Source organism: Dellaglioa algida DSM 15638, assembly GCF_001434695.1.
Taxonomy (GTDB): domain Bacteria; phylum Bacillota; class Bacilli; order Lactobacillales; family Lactobacillaceae; genus Dellaglioa; species Dellaglioa algida.
Window position 1 is genome coordinate 53,092 of record NZ_AZDI01000002.1, and the last position, 20,404, is coordinate 73,495.

Below are 20,404 nucleotides of genomic sequence, written 5' to 3' on the forward strand. Positions count from 1 at the left end.
ATATAAATTTAGCGCTATTTTTTTAGGAAATAAATGGTAACGCTTGAATTATCTTTTCCATCTATGGTAAGATTGTAAAAATTTAGATAAAAAATGCGAGGGAGCTGTTAATTATGGGAATGCATCAATACTTACAGAGTTTAAGTAATTTAGAAACATTGAGACGAGCACCGGGCTATTTTAAATATGAAGAACATTCAGTAGCGGAGCATTCATTTAAAGTAACGGAAGCTGCTCAATTTTTAGGCGACGTAGAAGAGAATGCTGGAAATAAGATTGATTGGCGGATGTTGTACGAAAAAGCGTTAAATCACGATTATACTGAACGATTTATTGGCGACATTAAAACACCAGTTAAATACGCTACACCAACGTTAAGAGAGATGTTGGCTAATGTTGAAGAATCCTTATCGGAAAACTTTATCGTGAATGAAATTCCAGAAGAATTTCAAGACGCTTATCGTCGTCGGTTGTCGGAAGGCAAAGATGATACCTTAGAAGGCAAAATTTTGTCCGTGGCCGATAAATTGGACTTATTGTATGAATCATTCGGTGAGATTCAAAAGGGTAATCCTGAAGCGGTTTATACTGAAATTTACCAAGAAAGTTTGAAAACAATTCTTGAATTCTCGGATTTAGCGAGCGTACAATATATTTTACAAGAAATATTACCAGAGTTATTAACTGAAGATTTTACGGATAAAGACAAAATTAAAAAAATAACATTAGATATCATTAAAAAATAAATAAAGAAGGAAGTTATGTATTGCCGATAAGTGGGCGTATGGGACTTCCTTTTTCGATCTCATTAATTAAAAAAAGTCAGTAAAATAAGTGAGATAACGTGCGAAAGTATGTTCGGTATGCTAATATAATTGATAGAGAATAATCATTGTTAAATGAGCCTGGTGGGTTATTCCGGGCTTTTTTTATTTCTAGAAATGATTGTATTGGAGGGATTAACTTGATTGATAGACATGATGATGGTGTTTTTGATTTAGTTTCAAAATACGAACCAACTGGTGATCAACCGAAAGCAATTGAAACGTTAGTTGATGGATTGAATGACGGTAAAAAAGAACAAATATTATTAGGTGCAACAGGAACAGGTAAGACGTTTACAATTTCAAATGTGATTAAAGAAGTTAATCGTCCCACGTTAGTCTTGGCACATAATAAAACATTAGCTGGGCAATTATACGGCGAATTAAAAGAATTTTTCCCCAACAATGCGGTTGAATATTTTGTGAGTTATTATGATTATTACCAACCGGAAGCGTATGTACCTTCAAGTGATACGTATATTGAAAAGGATTCAAGTATTAATGATGAGATTGATAAATTACGACATTCAGCAACAAGTTCATTGTTAGAACGTAACGATGTAATTGTTGTTGCATCCGTTTCAAGTATCTTTGGATTGGGTGATCCAACGGAATATCGCGATCACGTGATTTCATTACGAACGGGAATGACGATGGAACGTGATGATTTACTTAGAAAGTTAGTCGATATTCAATTCGAACGAAATGATATTGATTTCCAACGTGGTCGTTTTAGAGTGCACGGCGACATTGTGGAAATTTTCCCAGCGTCTCGTGACCAAAAAGCAGTTCGTGTAGAGTTCTTTGGCGACGAAATTGATCGTATCCGTGAGGTTGATTCATTAACGGGTGAGGTTATGGGTGAACTTGAACATATGGCTATATTCCCCGCAACGCATTTTATGACTAATGATGACGTTATGGATCATGCTATTGAAGGAATTGAAGAAGAACTTGCCGATCGATTAAAAGAATTAAAGGGTGAAGACAAGTTATTAGAAGCGCAACGCATAGAACAACGAACAACTTACGATTTAGAAATGTTACGTGAAATGGGTTACACCTCAGGAATCGAAAATTATTCGCGTCATATGGATGGTCGAAAACCGGGTGAACCACCTTATACTTTAATTGATTTCTTTCCAAAAGATTTCTTAATTGTTGTTGATGAATCGCATGTGACTATGCCACAAATTCGTGGGATGTACAATGGTGATCGCGCGCGTAAACAAATGTTAGTGGACTATGGATTCCGTTTACCTAGTGCCTTAGATAACCGACCATTAACGTTAGCTGAGTTTGAAGGTCATGTAAACCAAGTCATTTATATGTCTGCAACACCGGGTCCTTACGAGAGTGAGCGAACAACGGATGTAGTTCAACAGATTATTCGACCAACCGGATTACTTGATCCGATTATTGAGATTCGACCAATTATGGGTCAAATTGATGATTTAGTTGGTGAAATTAATTTGAGGATAGAACGAAATGAACGAGTCTTTGTCACAACTTTAACTAAGAAAATGTCGGAAGATTTAACTGATTATTTGAAAGAGTTAGGGATGAAAGTGGCTTACTTGCATAGTGATATTAAAACAATGGAACGAACAAAAATTATTCGCGATTTGCGTCTAGGAACATTTGACGTTTTAATCGGGATTAACTTGTTGCGTGAAGGTATTGATGTGCCTGAAGTTTCATTGGTGACTATCTTAGATGCCGATAAAGAAGGTTTCTTGCGTAGTGAGCGCTCATTAGTGCAAACGATTGGACGAGCGGCTCGAAACGAAAATGGACGCGTTATTATGTACGCTGATAAAGAGACGGATTCAATGAAAGGCGCGATTGAAGAAACACAGCGTCGTCGTGATATCCAAATGGCATACAATAAAGAACACGGTATTACGCCAACGACAATTAAAAAAGCAATTCGCGAATTAATTACGCCAACTAAAATTGAAGATAATTCAGGAACAGTTAAGACATTTACCGAAACAGAATTTTTGGATATGGATAAAAAAGAGCAACAAGATATGGTTGACCGTTTAGAAGGACAAATGAAGGAAGCTGCTAAGAAACTAGATTTCGAAACAGCTGCATCATTACGTGATACGGTATTGGAATTGAAAACACAAATGCTATAAACAGGGGGTTTTTTCTTGAAAAACGATAAAATTGTGATTCATGGTGCGCGTGCGCATAACTTAAAAAATGTGGATGTCACTATCCCAAGAGATAAATTAGTTGTTATTACTGGGCTCTCGGGGTCAGGAAAAAGTTCATTGGCTTTTGATACGCTTTATGCTGAAGGCCAACGACGTTATGTTGAGAGCTTGTCAGCATACGCACGACAATTTTTAGGTCAGATGGATAAACCAGATGTTGATTCAATTGATGGGTTATCACCTGCTATTTCGATTGATCAAAAAACAACTTCAAAAAATCCACGATCAACTGTTGGAACAGTAACCGAGATTAATGATTATTTGAGATTACTATGGGCTCGTGTAGGACATCCTATCTGTCCAAATGATGGTCATGAAATTACGAGTCAATCCGTTGAACAAATGGTTGATCGCGTTCTGGAATTAGAAGATCGAACAAAATTACAAATTTTATCACCGATTATTCGTAATAAAAAGGGACAACATAAAAAGGTTTTTGAAACAATCAAACGTGAAGGTTTTGTCCGTGTACGCGTTGACGGTGAACTACATGATATTGACGAAACATTTGAGCTAGAAAAGAATGTGAAACATTCAATCGATATTGTGATTGATCGAATTGTTGTTAAAGAGGGGATTCGTTCACGTTTATTTGATTCATTTGAAGCGGCATTACGATTATCTTCAGGGTATGCAACTGCAGATATTCTTGATGGCGAAACAGATGGTGAGACACTTCAATTTTCTGAACATTATGCCTGTCCAATTTGTGGATTCACGGTGGGTGAATTAGAACCACGCTTGTTCTCATTTAATGCACCATTTGGCGCTTGTGAGACCTGTGATGGACTAGGGATGAAGCTAGAGGTTGATGAAGATTTAATTGTCCCGGACCCAACTAAAACGTTAGCTGATGGGGCGATTGAACCTTGGAATCCAATTAGTTCACAATATTATCCATCAATGTTGGCACAAGCAGCAGAAGCTTTTGGAATTCCAATGGATGTCCCATTTGAAGACTTGACGGATGAACAACGTGATATTGTTTTAAATGGTTCAGGGACACGTCAGTTCCATTTTCATTATGCCAATGATTTTGGCGGTGTTCGTGATGTTGATGCGCTATTTGAAGGGGTTATTACAAATATTAGCCGTCGCCATACAGAAACGAATAGTGATTTTACACGTGATCAGATGCGTAAATATATGACAAGTTTAACTTGCCAAACATGTCATGGCTACCGCTTGAACCGTAAAGCACTAGCCGTACAAGTTAATGGGCAACATATTGGTAAGATTTCTGCACTTTCAATTGGCGATGGCTTACCATTCTTTGAAAATGTAGAATTGTCAGAAAAAGAAACTGTTATTGCGGCACCTATTTTGAAAGAAATTCGTGATCGCTTAACGTTCTTGGAAAATGTTGGGTTAAATTATTTAACCTTATCACGTTCTGCGGGAACACTTTCAGGTGGTGAAGCGCAACGAATTCGATTAGCCACACAAATTGGTTCGAATTTATCAGGTGTCTTATATATTTTAGATGAACCTTCAATTGGGTTACATCAACGAGATAATGATCGCTTGATTGAATCACTTAAGAAAATGCGTGATTTAGGTAATACGTTAATTGTAGTTGAACACGATGAAGATACTATGATGGCCGCTGATTACTTAATTGATGTGGGTCCTGGGGCTGGTGAATTAGGTGGTGAAATTATCGCTGCCGGAACACCAACCCAAGTGAAGAAGAGTCGTAAATCTTTAACAGGTCAGTATTTGTCTGGTAAAAAATTCATCTCGTTACCTGAAACAAGACGTGACGGTAACGGTAAGAAGATTCGAATTACTGGCGCTAAAGAAAATAACTTGAAGAATGTGACGGTTGATTTCCCATTGGGTGAATTCATCTCAGTAACAGGGGTTTCAGGTTCGGGTAAATCAACTTTAGTCAATGGAATATTGAAAAAAGTCTTAGCGCAAAAGTTAAACCGTAATTCTGAAAAACCAGGTAAATATAAATCAGTTTCGGGTGTTCAAAATGTTGAGAGTGTGATTAATATTGACCAAAGCCCAATTGGCCGAACACCAAGAAGTAATCCCGCAACTTATACGGGTGTTTTTGATAATATCCGTGATTTATTTGCTGAAACTAATGAAGCTAAATTACGTGGTTATAAAAAAGGCCGTTTCAGTTTTAATGTTAAGGGTGGCCGTTGTGAAGCCTGTAAAGGTGACGGAATTATTAAAATTGAAATGAACTTCTTGCCAGACGTTTACGTACCATGTGAAATTTGTCATGGCGCACGTTATAACTCTGAAACACTTGAAGTGACTTATAAAAATAAAACAATTGCTGATATCTTAGATTTAACAGTTGGCGAAGCTTTAAAATTCTTCGAACCAATCCCTAAGATTAGACGTAAATTACAAACAATTGTAGATGTTGGGTTAGGTTACGTTTCATTAGGCCAATCAGCAACAACCTTATCTGGTGGTGAAGCACAACGAATGAAATTGGCTTCTGAATTACACCGTCAGTCAAATGGTAAGAGTTTTTATATTCTGGATGAACCTACGACTGGGTTACACACAGATGATATTAAACGATTGCTTGGTGTGTTGAATCGCTTAGTTGACGCGGGTAATACAGTGCTAGTAATTGAACACAACTTGGATGTGATTAAAACGTCTGATCATTTAATTGATTTAGGTCCAGAAGGTGGAGACGGTGGTGGAACAATTATTGCTACTGGAACACCAGAAGAGATTGCTGAAGTGCCTGAAAGTTATACAGGACACTACTTAAAACCAATTTTAGAACGTGATCGTGCACGAATGAATAAGTAATTTTGAAAAGACAGATGAGAATCTGTCTTTTTTTATTATCTTTTTATGGAAAAAGTGGTAACTTTAAAGAAGAATGAAATAAATTGGAGGACCGGTTGGCCATGGGCAATAAGTATAAGAGCGTTTTTGATATTATTGGACCAGTTATGATAGGACCATCTAGTTCCCACACGGCCGGCGCTGCCAGAATTGGCAAAGTTGGTTTTCAACTATTTAATGGACAGATAACTAAATTAAAAGTTCGGTACTTTGAATCATTTGCTAAAACGCATCGCGGGCATGGAACCGATTTTGCGACGGTTGCGGGTGTCTTAGGTTTTGAACCCGATGATGTTCGCTGTCCCCAAGCAATTCAAATTGCTGAAAAAATGGGGATAGACATTCAATTTATTGAAGATTCCCATCCAAGTCCCATTAATCATCCTAATAGTGCTGAACTAACGCTCGAAAATGAAACTAAAAAAATTTCATTAATGGGTTGTTCAATCGGTGGTGGGACGATTGAAATTAGAGCATTCACGATTAAAAATCAACAATTTTTCCCAAAGGGTGGCTTACCGATACTAGTGTTAGAGGCTAATCCAATTAATCAAGATAAAATTCAAAATCAAATTAAAAAGACAACAAGTATTATTAGCCAAAATGAATCTGAATTAACACCAAACGAGTTTATATATGAATATGATTTAACAAAAAATCTTGCTGAAACTGAACTTAAACAACTTCGGCTACTGACCCATAATCTCATCTATTTAAAATAGGAGGTTCCATCTTGTATAAGAGTATTGCTGAACTGGTTTCAACCGCAAATAAAGAAAATAAATTAATTTCAGAATTGATGATTGACCAAGAAATGACACAATCCGGTGAAACTAGAGCTGTTATCATTGAAAAAATGTCGACTAATCTAGAAGTTATGAAACAAGCAATTGAACGGGGATCTAACGGTGAAGGTGTGACTTCTTCCACTGGATTAACGGGTGGGGATGCCGTTTTATTACGGAAGTATCGTGAAAAAGGGCAGTCGTTATCAGGAGATGCTAATTTAGAAGCCATGCAATATGCAATTGCGACTAATGAAGTCAACGCGTCAATGGGACTTATTTGCGCAACGCCCACCGCTGGTTCATCTGGTACTTTGCCTGGGGTTATTTTTATGATTCAAAAACGCTTGAACTTATCACATGAAAAAATGATACAAGCTTTATTCACGTCTAGTGCGTTCGGGATGATTGTCGCAAATAACGCGATGATTGCCGGTGCAACAGGCGGTTGCCAGGCGGAAGTTGGGAGTGCATCGGCCATGGCGGCTGCAGCTGCGGTTGAAATTACCGGTGGTACACCAGAACAATGTGCGGAAGCCTTTGCGATGGGGTTAAGTAATCTATTAGGGTTGGTTTGTGACCCAGTTGCCGGTTTGGTAGAGATTCCATGCATTAAGCGAAATGTAATTGGTGCGGTTAATGCGCTAACGGCTGCTGATATGGCATTAGCGGGGTTATCTAATAAGGTTCCTGCTGATGAAGTCATTATGGCGATGAAAGATATTGGTGAACGGATGCCAAGTGCGCTTAGAGAAACAGGTGTTGGTGGCTTAGCCAGTACACCAACAGGACAAGCAATAAAAATGAAAATCTTTGGTGAAACGATTTAGAGTTGGAAACAACTCTTTTTTTGTACACGGATACAAAAGAAACACCAGGTATGTTATACTGATGAAAGTAGATTTGGAGGAATTAAAATGGCAGATACGTTAGAGTTAGTTGTAATTACAGGGATGAGTGGGGCCGGTAAGACGGTCGCAATGCAAAGCTTTGAAGATCTTGGTTATTTTTGTATTGATAATTTACCACCAACCTTATTACCTAAGTTCTGGGAATTAGTAAAAGAATCAGGTAAGATTTCAAAAATTGCATTGGTTATGGATTTAAGATCACGCGCTTTTTATGATGAAATTATTGAAATGTTATCAGGTTTTGATAATACTGAATTCATGACGACTAAGATTTTATTCCTTGATGCATCAGATGCAGAACTAGTTTCACGATACAAAGAAACGAGACGCGCGCATCCGTTGGCAATGGAAGGCCGTCTTATGGATGGTATCGAAAAAGAACGTGAATTATTAAATGATATTAAAACACAAGCACAATTAGTGATTAATACAACTGATTTATCGCCACGTCAATTACGCGAAGAAATTTTCCATAACTTTGAAACAAGAGAAACGGCAAGTTTTCACGTTGAGATTTTATCGTTTGGGTTTAAGTATGGGTTACCTATTGATGCAGATATCGTAATGGACGTCCGCTTCTTACCTAATCCACACTACATTCCAGAATTAAAACCACAGACAGGTTTGGATAAAGCTGTTTATGATTATGTAATGAAGCAACCCGCAACAGAAGGCTTCTACACAAAGTTTGAATCATTACTTGAATCAATTTTACCCGGTTATGAAGCTGAAGGTAAAACTAATTTAACAATAGCAATCGGTTGTACAGGTGGACAACATCGTTCAGTTGCTCTAGCTAAACGCTTGAGTGAAGAACTAAAGGTCACGTACCCAGTGAATGTTACCCATCGAGATATTAATAAAAGTAAGGAATCGGTGAATAGATCATGACAAAAAATGGACATAGGCCCAAAATTGTTGTGATTGGTGGCGGAACTGGACTACCAGTCATTTTAAAAAGTTTGAGAGAAAAAAATGCTGATATTACGGCTGTTGTAACGGTAGCTGATGATGGCGGTTCGTCCGGCATTATCAGAGATTACGTGAATGTTGTGCCGCCTGGTGATATTCGTAACGTTCTTGCGGCTCTATCTGAATTACCAGAAATTTATTTGGACATTTTCCAATATCGATTTGATACATCGGATAGATTCTTTGCCGGTCACGCAATTGGTAATTTAATTATTGCCGCATTGGCCGAAATGAAAAAAGGGGTTTTCGCCTCTGTGCAAGAATTATCAGAAATGATGCGAGTGGATGGACACGTCTTTCCAGTTGCCGATGAACCATTAGTTTTAAATGCGGAATTTTCTGACGGTACCTTTTTAGCTGGTGAAGCAGAAATTACAGCTGCCAGAAAATCAATTAAACGTGTTTGGGTGACGTCAAACGAAAAAAATGAAGCTGAAATGCCGGCTGCCGTACCAGAAGTAGTTGAGGCAATTTTGAGTGCGGACCAGATTGTCCTTGGGCCCGGTAGTTTATTCACAAGTATTTTACCGAACTTAGTTATTGGGAATGTGGGAAAAGCTTTGGCAGAAACAAAAGCTGAAGTTGTTTACATTTGTAATATCATGACGCAAAAGGGTGAAACAGAACACTTTACGGATGCGGATCACGTTCGAATTTTGAATGCGCATTTGGGTCAATGTTTCGTAAATACAGTCCTTGTAAATACGGCGCAGGTACCAGAAGGTTACATGGACAAAGAAAAATATGATGAAAACTTAATTCAAGTTGAACACGATTTTAACGGATTAAGGGAACAACATTGCCGTGTTATCTCATCGAATTTCCTAAAATTAAAAGATCAGGGTGTCTTTCATGACGGCAACAAGGTTGTTGAGGAATTAATGGACTTAGTTGGTCGACCAAATCATGAATTAAGACACAGAGAGCATAGTTAGCACGAAGATAAGGTGAATAAATGTCATATGCAAGTGAAGTAAAAAAAGAATTAACAACCCTCAAAGTCCGGAGAAACAACGCCAAAGCAGAGTTAATGGCGTTGATTCGAATGAACGGATCTTTGAGTATTATTAATCATCAATTTGTTTTAAATGTTCAGACTGAAAATCCCGCAATTGCGCGACGAATCTATGAACTTTTGAATGAATTTTATGATATTACGAGCGAACTATTAGTGCGTCGTAAAATGAAATTAAAAAAGAATAACATTTATATTGTGCGATTGAAAACAGGAAGCGACTTTGTCTTAAAAGATTTGGATATTATTGAAGATATGCAACTTAAGATGGGTGTGCCAACTGATTTATTGTCACATGATGATATGATGATGCGTTCATATTTACGGGGCGCATTCTTGGCGGGTGGCTCAGTTAATAATCCTGAAACCAGCCGTTATCATTTAGAAATTTATTCTGTTTATGAAGAACATAACCAAACGATTTGCGAGATGATTAATAAATTTGGCTTCAACGCGAGGATGACTGAACGTCGTAGTGGTTATATTGTTTATTTGAAAGAAGCAGAAAAAATTGCTGATTTCTTATCATTGATTGGCGCAACCACAGCTATGTTGAAGTTTGAAGATATTAGAATTGTCCGTGATATGCGTAACTCGGTAAATCGCATGGTTAACTGTGAAACGGCAAACATGAACAAGGTTGCCGATGCCGCAAATAAACAAATTGCGAATATCGAATTCATCGCGCATTCTGTTGGGTTAGGTCAGCTACCCTCTAAATTAAAAGAAGTTGCTGAAACCCGATTGGTACATCAAGAAGTTAGCTTGAAAGAGCTTGGCGACTTGGTGCCAGGAGGTCCAATTTCAAAGTCGGGGATTAATCATCGATTACGAAAAATTAATGAATTTGCTGAAAAAGTTCGAATTGGTGAAAAATAAATCAACGTCTTGAAAGGGTGGTTTCATGATTGAATTTAAATATGATGTACAACTGTTGCTTGAAGGTAGTACGCTAGACGAGGATCGTTTGTATGATGAGATTGTCCGTCAATTTGAGGGTGATAGTCTGATGGTTGCCGGTGACACTGACCTAATGAAGTTACACTTCCATACAAATTATCCATGGAAAATACTAGAATATTGTGCCAGCCTTGGGGATATTTTTGATATTGTCGTTGAAGATATGGTCAGACAAGCTAAAGGATTAAAAGGTTAGTGAACGATAAAAAACCAGATAATCATAATAACTGAGATTTCAGTCATTATGATTATCTGGTTTTTTTGTGGCCTTAGTTATCTATATATGATTTTAATGTTGTCATATCAATTGATTCATCAAAAATATGGTCATCAACAATCACGGTTGGAACGAATTGGATATGTGCAGCATTTGCTTCATTAATAATAGCGTCAATTGCTACTTTGTCCGAGACATCCGTTAAGTTAAACGTTTCTTCCATATAAGTAGCAACTTCTTCAAGTGTGAAGTCCTTCCAAGTTTCTTGCGTTTTGAATAATTCAGTAATTAAATCATATGACTTTTGTGAATTATCTAGTGGCAAGTAGTGATGCGCAATATTGCCTCGTTGTAAGGATTCTTTTTCTTTATCAAAGAGTTTAATGACACGTTTGACTTTACCATCTGCAATATAACCATCTAGAGTTTCTTTAGATTTTTCAAACCATTCTTTAGAGTAAGGGCAACGAACATTAATAAATTCCACAATCGTTTTTGGCGCATTTGGATCACCAATCACGAGACCAAGATCTCGTTTTACTTTTGATGCATCAATAATTGAAATATCCATTTTTATCATTCCTACCTTCGTTTAATAGCGTCAGTATAGCATAGTAAGGGTCAATACGAGTAATTTTTCGCTCAAAAAAAGACACCAACAATTAACTTGTCAGTGCCTTTGAAGCGTCAAAAATTATTTAAGACCCTTTTTGTTAGTCATAATTTCATCAATCAAACCATATTCTTTTGCTTGTTCAGCAGTCATATAGTTATCACGATCTGTATCTTTGTTAAGAATTTCAATATCTTGGCCAGTCGCGTCAGCCAAAATCTTGTTGATTAATGTTCTTGTCTTCAAGATATGTGCAGCAGCAATTTCAATTTCTGTTGCTTGACCTTGAGCGCCACCAAGTGGTTGATGAATCATAATCTCTGAGTTAGGTAAGGCAAAACGTTTGCCCTTTGTACCAGCAGTAGCTAAGACACTAGCCATTGAAGCAGCCATACCCATAACGATTGTTTGAACATCAGCATTAATGAAGTTCATTGTATCGTAGATAGCCAAACCGGCAGAAACAGAACCACCGGGTGAGTTAATGTAAATTGAAATATCTTTTTCTGAGTCTTGAGCATCTAAGAAAAGCAATTGAGCGATAATCGCATTTGCCATATCGTCATTAACTTCACCAGAAAGCATAATAATTCTGTCTTTTAATAGACGAGAATAAATGTCATAGGCGCGTTCGCCACCAGCAGATTGTTCAATAACTGTAGGAACTACATTCATAATTAAAAACCTCCAAATTTGTTGTTTAATCTAACATAAAGTAATTTTACCTTCTTGGTCAAAAAAGGTCAAATGAAAGAACCTAAAGGATGAATTTAGTTATCCTTTAGGTTCTTTGAAAATAATGGGTTCTTCAGATTTCATTTTGGTTCCATAGAGGAAATTTCCCGATAAATGACGGACTAGATAGCCGGAATAAGATACGGGAATAATATCAGGTGGTTTAATTGGCGTGACTATGTGACGCTCTGAAATAAACGCAATTGGCGGACTCTCTGTCACCTTTTTCTTGGTTTTTTTTTGATGGGTAATCATTTTTTCTGGAGTATCGTCTTTGGGCGATATTGGTTGTGCATCTTCTCGAGGATTCATTGGATTAACAGGTGAAACACGAGAATTTTGGTTGTCGTTTTGCGTTGCGGCGCCAACTTGTTTGGGAACGTACATTGATAGAAAAAATAAATTTGTTAAAACTGAAGCTAATGAAATTCGTGCTAGGCGAGATGGCTTATAAATTTTTGACATTATTTGTGCCCCCTACACCATTAGTTCGAATATCAACAATCATATTTGCAAAAATCTCCCAATCAGAAGCCAGTGGTGGGCTATTCCAAATAAGATAGCGACTAGAAACACCAGCCATAAGAAAGTCAGATAAATAAATATCCGTTTTAGCAGTTAATGAATAACTAACCTCTATGTTAAAAAAGGGCAGAGAATCTAAATTTTTATGAATTAAATCATTGTAGTTGTTTCCTTTTGAAAAATCTATTGTGACATGAACGGGTTTCAGAACGGTAGAAAGATCAATATAACGAATAAAGAGAAAAAGATATTCTGATTTTAAATGGGAGATGTTTTTGATTTTAATTCCGAATATATCAGGATTTGAAGTTTTTAAATTGGAAATTAATTGGTCAACAAATAAATAGAAAAAACCATAATTCTCTTTTAAAATAGTATTATCCAAAGCAACTTGCCAGCTAAATTCAATTGGTGTACTGTAATAACTGGCAAAGTGGATTCGAGATAATTCGTCAAATAGTGAAATATAATTTTTTTCATTTAACGTAATATCAAAATATTTTTGTAAATCTTTAATAACAAAGGTATTCAAAGATTCGATCTGAGAAAAGAAAGGCGAAGTATTAAAAGTAACATCAATCATGCCTTCTATATAAAGAAAATTTAAAATGAATCGTGTTTCAATTGTTAACTGATCCTCCGTTAATTCTTTAATTCCTGGATTTTCTTGTAAACAAGCGAAAATCATTGGGAAAGTATTTTTAGAATTAGCAGTGGTAACATAAGGAACATCTTCGATATTAGTATTTGTTCGTTCTGATGTTAAACTTTGTATTAAAACTGCCGAAAAATACTTTAATTTTAGAAGTTGCATTTGTGTTAATTCTAAGTTTAAAGAGTCGATTAATTGATTCACGAATAAGTTAGAGTAGCGATTAACTTCCTCGTTAAATGGGAAAGAATAGTTTTTATAGATATCTAAATAGAGCTTATAAAAAAACATACGAATATTCTCTTCGGAGCCTGCCAACTGAAAATCTTGGGTTAAGTGAAATCCAACTTTCTGTAACATGTCATCCAAAGCACGTTTTGTACGGTAACCGGTGGCCTCGCTCAAGAATAAAGAATCCGTAAAAAATTCTAAGTTAAAGTCAGTCTGCATAAACATCGCGTTTAACATTTGAAATTGTGTCGAATTTTCCGCATACAAAAGTAGCAAATGGTCAATTGAATCTAAGCCATTTTTTTGTAGCGTTATCTTCTTATCATTAATATTTATTAGATAGTAACTATCAAGACCTTCATTAACAAGATCTTCTGCCAATGAATTAATGGTTGTTACCGTAATAAATTTTGACCATTCAAATTTATTTTGGATTTCTATTTGAGTAGCGGATTGATCATATGTATTCTCAAGGTATGAAAATAATTCCAACTTGCGAATATCATCTTTATTGAATATAAAGTCCATTTGTTCTGATTCCTCCTCATTAAAGAGTTTCATGCTCTTCATTATAAGCGAAATAAGTATGATTTGCATTTAATTTTGATGTCAAAAATTATCATTTTATATAAAAAAATGACAATTGACAAATGTGGGTATATAAAATAGTATGACAATACAATGTATATTTCGGGTTACAAAAAAATTAGGGCTATATCGGTTGAATTTACGGTAAGGAGATATCAAAAATGAAGAGAGTAATATTAGGTACTTTGGCAGTATTATCGGGATTTTGTATCATGACCTCTAAAATGCTGGTTCAAGCGGCGAGTGAAGACCATAATATGGTGCAATCTGATTTGTCGATGGTTTTTCAGTCGGGAGTAACGACGATTGATTTTGCTTCATCTCTTAACTTCAATATGGCTAAAATTGATACGACCGCTAAAAAAAGTTATGCTAAAGCACAAAGAATGGCTACGGGTATCAGTACACCCAATTATGTTCAGGTATCAAATTTTAGTGGAACTGAAAATGGCTGGATGCTTGAGGCAAAACAAAGTCGTCAGTTTGAATCTCAAAACAGCCATAAGATTCTAACAGGAGCTTATGTCAGTTTCAGCCAGGGAGATCTAGCATCAATCTCTACGGATAAGAAACCAGGATTTTATAAAAAAGATTTTGATTTGTCCGTAGGCGCTAATAAGGTTGTAGTTGCGGCCAACGGCGATGAAGGATTCGGGACATGGGTTTATCGATTTGGTAATGAAGATACGAAGGGGAGTAGTATTGCCCTGAATATACCACGAGAAACGTCTAAGATGGCAGATGTCTATCATAGTGAGATTATGTGGTCTTTAAATAGTGTACCGGCAAATGAGTAAGAAAAAGATGAATATAACAAAGAATATGAAAAAAATAGGATTCTGTTTTATCTTAGGAACCTTGTTTTCGATGATGGTGAATAAAATTGACGTTAAAGCAAGTCAAGTCAACTTTTCGGTTCAACCCGTGGTTACCAAATACCAACTAAATAAAGAATTAACGTATTTTGATCTAAAAGCGGATCCCGGAACAAAAACGCAATTAAAAATCAAGGTGACAAATCTGACTGATAAACCGGTAACCGTTGAAGTAATCGTTAGGGATGCGACAACAAATTATAATGGTGTCGTTGAGTACGCCGACTCGCAAAATAAAGTTTTAAAAGAGCAACCATTTTCAATTGTAAAAGTGGTTAAAGCTAAACAAAATAAGGTAACAATACCGGCAAAAGGTGAAAAAATTGTTGATTTATCAGTGCAATTACCTGAAACAAATTTTGATGGAGTTGTTGCGGGTGGGATTTCTGTAATTGAGGACGACGAGTCGACCTCGCAAGGTAATTCTGATCAAGCGGTTATTAATAATCGATATTTATATACGATAGCCGTTGTATTTCATGGTCGGCAGCAGATTGACGAGGCACAATTAAAATTAAAAACAGTTAAACCAATACAGATTAATGCGCGCAACGTAATTTCCGCATATTTTGAAAATCAAAGTGCAATGTTTTTAAATAAAACACATGTAAAAGCACAGGTGAGACGAGTAGGTGACAAAAAGGTTCTTTATCAAGCCGAGACAAACGAAATGCAACTTGCGCCAAGTAGTTCCTTCAGTTATCCAATCCCATTGGATCCAGGACAAAAATTAGAAGGTGGGACATATGAATATATTGCAGATGTTACCTCCAAAACACAGGTATGGCATTTTAAGCAAAATTTTACGATTACTGGGTCAGATGCTAAAAAGTTAAATAAAAAAGATGTTACAGTGGATCAAACTAACTACTGGATATATTGGCTGCTGTTGATACTAATCATTATCGTGATTAACACTCTAATCTTATTATGGCTTAATCGAAGACTAAAGAAAAAATATCAAAAAGAGAAAAAATAGAACGTTAAACTTTAAAAAGCTGATAGATGTGAAGATGACAATCATATATCTATCAGCTTTTTTTTGTAAAAAAATATATCATTATATTTAGCCGATAATGCCTTTATAGCGCCATTAATTGATTTTTATAGATAATAAAAATATAAAATAGTGGGTTTTATATTGAAAAGAAAGCGTTACCATGATAATATATGTTTATGGAAATTATAATATAAAATCAATGACTGAGTAGGAGAATCTAATGTCAACATCAATAAGTCGTTTTATTATGAAGAGCCTGTATCAGAATTGTCTATAAACTAATAATAGAGGAGATGAAAAAAATGAACAAATCAAAAATAAGTGTGGCAAAAAAGAACGTAATTAAAACTGTAGCGGTGATTGGATTATTGAATTCTGTAATGATTTTAGGTGTATCGGCTCATTCTGTAGATGCTAGTAATCATGAAAAACAGGTAGCAACATCTGAGGTGGGCACACAAGAATTAGGAGTGGTCACTCGAGGATCAATGAATGTTTCCGGAACGGGTGCTAGTGGGCTTCATCTACAAGGTAATAACACCGTAACAACAGGAACGTTGGATTTTGATTATGAAGGTAAATCAATTGTATCAATTGGACTTAACGAATCAACGGATTATGTTATGTCTGTTCCGGCAGAGTTAGTGCCTCTTTTCAACAATTCGACATTTACTAACTATATAACGGGTAATTTCCAGTTTAATAATGGGAGCAAATACGCTTATAACAAAAATGATATTCGAGTTGAAGATGGTGGAAAAACATTAAGAATAAAAAATCCAACGCAGTCATGGTTCGCATATGCTGATTTTAAAGTTCATTTATCTCTCGATCTTGGGCAAATGGTAACTGATACAGGCATCAGAGTGGCAGATGCAGAAAATAACTCGAGTTACATATTTACGGGTGGACTAGTCAAAAATGGATCTTCGGTTGATTGGGATGTGGTTGGTTCGTACAACGCTTCATACACGCTACCGACGCATCGATTAGACCCAGGATGGACATTATTACAAGAAGTACCAACAGTTGAAGCAATTTTTGATACTGATACAACTGTAACGGGACGCGGCGTACCCGGCGCCAAGATTCAAATTAAAGTAGGCGATAAAGTTATTGGAACGGGGGTTGTCGACGAAAATGGTATCTACGTTGTTACAATTCCAAAACAATATGCAGGTGTAACTGTTAAAGTTAATCAAAATACGGGTGTAGGTTGGAGTAAAGATAGAGAAGTTATCGTTAAACACAAGGATGCTACAATTGCTAAACCGCAAGTTAATATTGTAACTGAGGATTCAAAGGCTGTAACAGGAAAAGGAGAAACGCCTGGTAACATTATCATTATAGCGGATGCAGATGGTAAGGAGATTGCTCGAGGGGTTGTTCAAGCAAATCGGAGTTTTGAAATACCAATTCCGAAGCAAACCGCATATTCGCTTTTATATGTAACTGAAACAAATGGGACAGAAACTAGTCTTCCAACGATTGTTCCGGTACATGCCACGTTAAGATAAAATATTAAAAAGAATTTTACGTTATCGCTGACGTAAAATTCTTTTTTTGCGTATATCGTGCCTTTAATTCTATAGATGGCATAAGGGGCTTTTGGCTTGCCATATAATCCTTAAATTGTTTATAATGCCTAAAGGAATGGAAACCGTTTACTCTTAATTGCAGTTATTTTTAAAAAAGTAAAAAAAAAGATTTAACATTGAAATGAATTATGGGTAAACTGAATATAACTTAAGGGTGTGTTGTTTGAGTTGCGTTTGAATTAACGGATGAGAAATTGGAGGGGACAGTGGGCAGGAAGTCAGGGGTTGTATTTCCGGTAACGTTCAATTGAATCAGACCAAGATAACAAAATTAGACATGCAAAGTAGGATTAGGGGAGGGCTAAACAATGAGAGGATACAATAACAATAAAAAAGAATGGATTTCAGCAACGTTGATGGCAAGTGCCGTTTTAGCAGGATTACTGGTCGGTGGATCCGTAACACCGATGACTCAAGGTGAGCAACGGGTCTCTGCTCAAGCTAAAGAGATTAAAGCAGTTAGTTCATCGACAAGTGAATCATCAAAAAAACAAACAGTTATTAAAAAAGACGATAAAAACGTAAAAGTAGTGACGAATAAAGTTGGATCAATAGCACCAACGCTAGGGTACGCGGGTCCAAGTACGGATGCGGTTGATACAAATTGGTCAAAAACGCCAGTAGATCCCAATAAAATAACAACAACCTATGTTTCACCGTCAGGAAAACAATATATAGATGATGAACCGGTCTTATATTTTGGTAATAATGAATTAAAATTTCAACCAAGTTCGCTGACCAATAATAAATCGTATAATGATCCAACAAATGCCTCTAGTTGGATGTATACGGGTACTACGGGTGTTAACCCTAATCCCAGAAGATCCTACGGGATTATTATTAATGGTAACGTTCCAGATGACCGTGGGTATGGTAATACTTCATCGGCAAGGACCAACTCAATTGAGGCTGGTGTTAGGGATGGAAAAATCACGAATTATCAATTATATAAGAATACGAGTGGGACAGGATTTAAAGCAACGATGTATGATACGGTCTATAACTTAAGTTATACATTTGAAGAAATATATGACGAAGTCGGTGGTATTTATAGTTACTTCAGTATAACGAATAATGACGCGGCGGGAACGGCCTCTCGTGCTGTTGGTGCGGTTCAAGGTGTAGATACTTTTGTTGATAGTGATAGGGTTCCTGTTAAAAGTATAGGCCCAAATGCTGGATTTAAGATGACTGGTGACAAGCATACCTTAAACTTTAGATTAAACAGTCCTGTAAATAATGCTAGATTAGGTGGTTGGACAAATTATACTGCCGGTAGGGTACCGGGCGTTATGCAAATTGCTAATGTGTCAGAGTACTTCACAGGGGGCATACTTGGTGCTGGTATGGAAGCCTCAGCGGCTGACAAAGTCATTTCAATTAGTGATATTTCAAAACCGGATGAACCATTAATAGATGATAGTGGATTTGTAATTAAGACCAATCCTAAAATGTTAGCACCCGGAGAGACACTTACTAATGGCTCTTACTTAACCTATAAAGAAGTAACGCCAAGTACTCCACCCGTTGCTACGGTAACAACACCGACAATTAATGCATATGCGGATCAGGCGGCCGCATTTACAATCAAAGGTAAAGTTATCGATGTTGATGGCACAAAGGGTCATATTGAAATAACTTATCCTGACGGCTCAACGTCGCCAGCGACGGATAATAAGTATGATACATCAAAAATCAACACATTTTTCGATTATACGGCAAAAATTGATCCAGCTAGATTATCAGTTGGCGCGAATACAATTACGATTGCGGCTGTTGATGATAAAGATAATAGACAATTGTTGCCTGTAACGATGAAGGCTAACTTATTTAAATTAAGTGCAACAGGTTTACCTCAATTGATCAAAATTGGCGGAACGGTTTCCACTCTTGAAACTGATTTAATTAAGAATTTAACAATTATGAATAAAAATAAACATACGTTAACAATCGATGGTAAAAATCCATCGGGTAAACCGTTAGACAATTCAAAGGTTGGATTTTATTTTCAAGATATGACATTAACAGATACAGACACATCGCCTGTTGAAGTTGCCAACGTGCCTGTACCGGTCAATGTATCAGACGATCACACGGTCATTGATACAACTTCCGCAGTGTACGCGAAAGACTTCAGTACGACGAGCGAAGCTATTTCAGGATTGTCAAATGCTGATTTAAATGCATTAATCTTAAAAAGCAGTGAAGCGAGAGGTTGGATGTCAGCCACTGGTGCTGAATCAAAAGTAAGCGTTAAGTCAACAACGCTTACAGGAACCTCAAGTGATGGCGTGTATAAAGCGGTTATCCAAAATGCAAATGGCAAAGAGATAACAATTAATATTACTGTCACGGGTGGTTTGAAGATTGCTTCAGCTCCTGACGCGATCACTTATGGGGCGTCGACAGGGGTAATGTTGCCTTACAGCAAAGAGAATTTTAACCTTCAACGTCAAGATAATAGTACTGCTAAGGTATCTATTTCTAATTCAGGGAAACAAGCTTGGAAGTTGACGGCTAAAGTCTCTAAACCTCTAACGTCGGGGTCTGACACATTAACAGGCGTCTTGAAATATATAGATACAAATAACGCTGTGACAGATTTAGACAGCGGAAGTGTCATTGTCGGAACGGGTAAGACAGAAGCAACTCAAGATGTCACTTGGGATGCTAAACAGGGGATTATTGCCAGCCTTGACGGTGCCAATACCTCACTTAAAGCGGGGAAATACACAGGGGAATTGACATGGACGTTAGATGATACGCCTAACGCCTAGCCTTGTTTAATAATGATAATCGCTAGCATTTTGCTAACATTATAAAAATATTGAAATCTAACGAGGGGAGGG

The 20,404-nt window shown here is 36.7% G+C and carries 17 protein-coding genes; 13 read left to right on the forward strand and 4 right to left on the reverse strand.

Features of this window, described 5'->3' with window-relative positions; genetic code table 11:
- The first annotated feature begins 113 nt into the window (after positions 1 to 113).
- The 9 genes from FC66_RS01945 to FC66_RS01985 all read left to right on the forward strand — a co-directional run bounded on the left by FC66_RS01945 (position 114) and on the right by FC66_RS01985 (position 10,717).
- The gene (locus FC66_RS01945) at positions 114 to 746 is read left to right on the forward strand and encodes a YfbR-like 5'-deoxynucleotidase (protein WP_057973696.1); all 633 of its coding nucleotides are present in this window, start codon (positions 114 to 116) and stop codon (positions 744 to 746) included.
- Positions 747 to 964: 218 nt separating this feature from the next.
- Positions 965 to 2,968, forward strand: a complete 2,004-nt coding sequence (gene uvrB, locus FC66_RS01950; RefSeq protein WP_057973697.1) for an excinuclease ABC subunit UvrB — start codon at positions 965 to 967, stop codon at positions 2,966 to 2,968.
- Between the two features lie 15 nt (positions 2,969 to 2,983).
- Positions 2,984 to 5,839, forward strand: a complete 2,856-nt coding sequence (uvrA, locus tag FC66_RS01955; RefSeq protein ID WP_057973698.1) for an excinuclease ABC subunit UvrA — start codon at positions 2,984 to 2,986, stop codon at positions 5,837 to 5,839.
- Between the two features lie 101 nt (positions 5,840 to 5,940).
- The gene (locus FC66_RS01960) at positions 5,941 to 6,600 is read left to right on the forward strand and encodes a serine dehydratase beta chain (RefSeq protein ID WP_057973699.1); all 660 of its coding nucleotides are present in this window, start codon (positions 5,941 to 5,943) and stop codon (positions 6,598 to 6,600) included.
- Positions 6,601 to 6,611: 11 nt separating this feature from the next.
- Positions 6,612 to 7,493: an L-serine ammonia-lyase, iron-sulfur-dependent, subunit alpha gene (gene sdaAA, locus FC66_RS01965; protein WP_057973700.1), complete on the forward strand. Its 882-nt coding sequence runs from the start codon at positions 6,612 to 6,614 to the stop codon at positions 7,491 to 7,493.
- Positions 7,494 to 7,580: 87 nt separating this feature from the next.
- Positions 7,581 to 8,465 carry an RNase adapter RapZ gene (gene rapZ / locus FC66_RS01970; RefSeq protein WP_057973701.1) on the forward strand — a complete coding sequence of 295 codons (885 nt, stop codon included), beginning with the start codon at positions 7,581 to 7,583 and terminating at the stop codon, positions 8,463 to 8,465.
- Positions 8,462 to 9,481 (forward strand): gluconeogenesis factor YvcK family protein, encoded by a 1,020-nt coding sequence (locus tag FC66_RS01975; RefSeq protein WP_057973702.1) that lies wholly within the window; start codon positions 8,462 to 8,464, stop codon positions 9,479 to 9,481. Before rapZ ends, FC66_RS01975 begins: the two co-directional genes overlap by 4 nt.
- 20 nt (positions 9,482 to 9,501) lie before the next feature.
- The gene (gene whiA / locus FC66_RS01980; RefSeq protein WP_057973703.1) at positions 9,502 to 10,440 is read left to right on the forward strand and encodes a DNA-binding protein WhiA; all 939 of its coding nucleotides are present in this window, start codon (positions 9,502 to 9,504) and stop codon (positions 10,438 to 10,440) included.
- Between the two features lie 25 nt (positions 10,441 to 10,465).
- A complete protein-coding gene (locus tag FC66_RS01985; protein ID WP_057973704.1) occupies positions 10,466 to 10,717 on the forward strand; it encodes a kinase to dihydroxyacetone kinase in 252 nt (83 codons plus the stop codon).
- 73 nt (positions 10,718 to 10,790) lie between these two features.
- Here FC66_RS01985 and FC66_RS01990 read toward each other — a convergent pair whose 3' ends face one another.
- The 4 genes from FC66_RS01990 to FC66_RS02005 all read right to left on the reverse strand — a co-directional run bounded on the left by FC66_RS01990 (position 10,791) and on the right by FC66_RS02005 (position 14,022).
- Positions 10,791 to 11,309 carry a DsbA family protein gene (locus FC66_RS01990; RefSeq protein WP_057973939.1) on the reverse strand — a complete coding sequence of 173 codons (519 nt, stop codon included), beginning with the start codon at positions 11,307 to 11,309 and terminating at the stop codon, positions 10,791 to 10,793.
- 123 nt (positions 11,310 to 11,432) lie between these two features.
- Positions 11,433 to 12,026, reverse strand: coding sequence for an ATP-dependent Clp endopeptidase proteolytic subunit ClpP (gene clpP / locus FC66_RS01995; protein WP_057973705.1), 594 nt, complete (start codon positions 12,024 to 12,026; stop codon positions 11,433 to 11,435).
- 99 nt (positions 12,027 to 12,125) lie between these two features.
- Entirely contained in the window at positions 12,126 to 12,551 is a 426-nt protein-coding gene (locus FC66_RS02000; protein ID WP_057973706.1) for a hypothetical protein, read from the reverse strand.
- Positions 12,535 to 14,022 (reverse strand): helix-turn-helix domain-containing protein, encoded by a 1,488-nt coding sequence (locus FC66_RS02005; protein ID WP_057973707.1) that lies wholly within the window; start codon positions 14,020 to 14,022, stop codon positions 12,535 to 12,537. Before FC66_RS02005 ends, FC66_RS02000 begins: the two co-directional genes overlap by 17 nt.
- 221 nt (positions 14,023 to 14,243) lie before the next feature.
- Here FC66_RS02005 and FC66_RS02010 point away from each other — a divergent pair, with 221 nt between their 5' ends.
- The 4 genes from FC66_RS02010 (at position 14,244) to FC66_RS02025 (ending at position 20,332) form a co-directional block, all read left to right on the forward strand.
- Positions 14,244 to 14,879, forward strand: a complete 636-nt coding sequence (locus tag FC66_RS02010; protein WP_057973708.1) for a WxL domain-containing protein — start codon at positions 14,244 to 14,246, stop codon at positions 14,877 to 14,879.
- Between the two features lie 7 nt (positions 14,880 to 14,886).
- Positions 14,887 to 15,936 (forward strand): WxLIP family cell surface protein, encoded by a 1,050-nt coding sequence (locus tag FC66_RS02015; protein WP_057973709.1) that lies wholly within the window; start codon positions 14,887 to 14,889, stop codon positions 15,934 to 15,936.
- 323 nt (positions 15,937 to 16,259) lie between these two features.
- Positions 16,260 to 17,474, forward strand: coding sequence for an Ig-like domain-containing protein (locus FC66_RS02020; RefSeq protein WP_057973710.1), 1,215 nt, complete (start codon positions 16,260 to 16,262; stop codon positions 17,472 to 17,474).
- Between the two features lie 389 nt (positions 17,475 to 17,863).
- Entirely contained in the window at positions 17,864 to 20,332 is a 2,469-nt protein-coding gene (locus tag FC66_RS02025) for a hypothetical protein (RefSeq protein ID WP_057973711.1), read from the forward strand.
- Positions 20,333 to 20,404 lie beyond the last annotated feature (72 nt).